Source organism: Desulfuromonadales bacterium (genome assembly GCA_035620395.1).
Taxonomy (GTDB): Bacteria; Desulfobacterota; Desulfuromonadia; order Desulfuromonadales; family DASPGW01; genus DASPGW01.
The window spans coordinates 1-3,391 of sequence record DASPGW010000284.1; the positions used below are offsets into that span (position 1 = coordinate 1).

The 3,391-nt window shown below is 62.9% G+C and carries 2 protein-coding genes; one reads left to right on the top strand and one right to left on the bottom strand.

What is annotated here, in order from left to right; translation table 11 throughout:
• Nucleotides 1-134 precede the first annotated feature (134 nt).
• A complete protein-coding gene (locus tag VD811_15500; GenBank protein ID HXV22388.1) occupies nt 135-347 on the bottom strand; it encodes a hypothetical protein in 213 nt (70 codons plus the stop codon).
• Between the two features lie 59 nt (nt 348-406).
• Between VD811_15500 and VD811_15505 the strand changes: the two genes are divergently transcribed.
• Nucleotides 407-3,319, top strand: coding sequence for a multicopper oxidase domain-containing protein (locus tag VD811_15505; protein HXV22389.1), 2,913 nt, complete (start codon nt 407-409; stop codon nt 3,317-3,319).
• Nucleotides 3,320-3,391 lie beyond the last annotated feature (72 nt).

Here is a 3,391-nt window from a genome sequence, read left to right on the forward strand (position 1 = left end):
CAAGCTGTCTGGCCCATTAAACAAGCAGGGACAAAGAGTCCCATTACATGGACCGTGCCCAGTTAAAAATGACGCATTATTGGTGAATTGCAAATCGTGAAGCGGAATTGGACAAGGCGTCTGCAGAATATTCTTCAAATCAGGTAAAGAATATGCTGCATCCGTAGCCGTCCAGCCGGTTCCTCACTGCTGTCTTTGGCTGGTAGGTATTCCCCCATCAATAAGCCGTTTTTCCCCCATGGCAAAGCATTGCTTCCCCCATGGCGCAGAAAATCGGCTCTGCCATATTGTTTATCAAGATTGTCAGATTTCAAAGAGCCACCAACCGTGACGATTGAAAGAAGCATGAGGCAGACATGGAAGTGAAGGGGGTGCTCCCGCCCCGCCAACAACTGGAGGCTTCGCCATGAAAAAGGTTACACCGATCTTTATCGTACTGGTTGCCGCGGCCGCCTTGACTATTTCGGGCTGCGACGGGGGCGGAGGGTCCTCCTCCTTATCCGCCACACCATCCACACTGCCACCGGTCACTGCTACCGATGCCGATGGCGACGGGGTGGTCGACACCGCCGACGCTTTCCCCAACGATCCGGCCGCTTCGGTGGATACCGACGGCGACGGCTTCCCGGACGCCTTCAACCCCAACGCCACCGACGCGCAACTGGACGCCACCACACTAACCCTGGACTCCTTCTTCAACGACCCGGCCGCCTCGGTGGATACCGACGGCGACGGCAAGCCTGACGCCTTCAACCCCAACGCTGCTCCCGAGCAGATCGCAGCCAGCCCGCTGGTGGTCGACGACGACGACGACAACGACGGTCTCCTCGATGCGGTCGACGCCGCCCCCCTGCTCGGGATCGCCGACATTCCGACGGAAAGCCCCTTCGGGGCAAGCCCCCTCGACCTTGGGAACGGCGTAGCCGGCGACTTCGAGCAGAAGATGATCCGTTTCGAAGAGTTCGGCCCCGAATCGATGCCAACCGCCGCCGCCGCCAACTGGAGCCCCCTCCCGCAGCCGCAAAACGCCCAGAGCGGGCCAGTTCCCGCCGCGCTGGAGTCCTTCCTGGCCCAGGACGGTGTCGCGCCGTTCCCCACGCGGCTCGCCAACGTCACCGAGCCGAGCCCTTGGAAATCCGCGATAGAAACGTACCTTGGCCGCCCGCTTGCCTTGCCTGCCGAGCTGGGAGTGGCGGGACCGGCCGAAGGCCGGCCCTCGGGCGAAGACTGGGCCCACCAGAGTTGGGACGACCTCTACCCCCGGAAGTACTACAAGACTTCAGTGGCCCAATCCCGGGTGAACCTGGGCCTGCGCGACGCCAGGCAGCGGCACGGGTATGCGCTCGGGGAGTTCGGTCCGGGCGGGCTCTACCACAACGTCGCCGGAGTGCCGGCGACGGAGGGGACGGCAGCCGGCATCGGCATCGCCTTCCACCCGAACCTGCCGGTGCAGGCGCCGAACTCCATCTGGACCTTCGACGGCACCCTGCCGCCCAAGCTGCTTCAGGTGCGCTACGGCGAACCCGTCCTGATGCGCAACTACAATGCGCTGCCGATGGACGTGACGGCCAACAACGGCTTCGGCCGCCACACCATCTCCACCCACGAGCACAACGGCCACCAGCCGGGCGAGAGCGACGGCTTCGCCGGTGCCTTCTTCTACCCCGGCCAGTTCTATGACTACCGCTGGCCGCTACAGCTCGCCGGTTACAGCAATAACAACAACGCCGCCGGCGCCATCAACTTCGATGCATCCGACTCCAGGGCGGCCATCCCTTGCGAGGCAGGCGAAACGTTCAAGGTCCTGGTCAACGGCGAACCCGTTGAAAGGGCCTGCCAGGACGGGCGCGTCATGATCCCCGGCGACTGGCGCGAGACGATGAGCACCCACTGGTTCCACGACCACATGCTCGACCACACGGCCGAGAACGTGTACAAGGGCAACGCCACGATGATGAACTACTACAGCGCCCTCGACCGCGGCAACGAGGCGATCGATGACGGCGTCAACCTGCGCTTCCCCAGCGGCACGGCGCTCAACTGGGGCAACCGCGACTACGACGTGAACCTGGTGGTAGCCGACAAGGCCTGGGATGCCGCTACGGGCCAGCTCTGGTTCAACACCGCCCAGCACAACGGCTTCCTGGGCGACCGGATGACGGTCAACTTCCTCTACAAACCCTACTTCGACGTGCGTGCGCGCCAGTATCGTTTCCGCTTCCTGAACGGCTCGGTGTCGCGCATCATGGCGATCGGGCTGGTGCAGGAAGTGCAAGGCGACGGCGGCGAACTGCCGGGCCCGGCGGGTTCAGGCGTCTCCTACAACCGGGTGCCTTTCCACATGATCGGCAACGACGGCAACATCCTGGAGCACGCCGTCGCCTTTGACGGGGTTGCGGATGTGTTCCATGACGGCAAGCCCGATGCCTGGAAGGGCCAGCTGCCGTCCCAGACCATCGCCGAGCGCTACGACATCATCGTCGACTTCAGCAAGCACGGCATCCAGCCCGGCGACAAGCTCTACTTCGTCAATATCATGGAGCATGAAGACGGCAAGGGGACCAAGAGCAAGGTGCCGATGGCAGACATCGTCTCCGGGAAATACAATGCCATCGTGAAGGACGGCAAGTGGATCAACGGCGACCCGGGCGTCGGCAAGTTCATGGAGCTGCGCGTTCACGCGTACGAAGGCCAGGACCTGAGCATGAATCCGGCCGAGTATGTAGCGGGTGGGAAAAAGATGATCCCGCTCGCCATCGATCGTCATGATCCTGCGCTGCTCACCGCGCGGCACCACACCTTCGAGTTCGTTCGCAGCCAGGCTCAGGGCGGCCATGGGACGCCGTGGGCCATCAAGGTCGATGGCGGCGATGACAATCGTGCGGATCCCCAACGGATTTCAGCCATCGTGCACGGCGACACCGAGGTATGGACGATCAAAACCGGCCGCGGCTGGACCCATCCCGTGCACATCCACTTCGAGGAAGGGGTCATTCTCACCCGGGGCGGCAAGGCGCCTCCCGAATGGGAGACCTGGGCGCGCAAGGACATGTACCGGATCGGTCCCGAGAACGACAGCACCGGTATCGTCGAGATCGCCTTCCGGGCACGGGACTTCCTCGGGCACTACGTGCAGCATTGCCACAACACCATGCACGAGGACCACGCCATGCTGCTGCGGTGGGACGCCAGAAACGAAGGCGCTGTGCTGATCGACACGCCCATGCCCACCTATGACGGGGTCTTCTTCGAGCCGTCCTTTGCCCTCGAGTTGGCCGACATAGGCGACGGCACCGGACCGGAGCAGGATATACCGTAATAAACCAGGATAGCGGAGGTGGCATACCAGCCCCGACTGTCGACAATGGTTTTTGTAAACGATCGCGGCCCC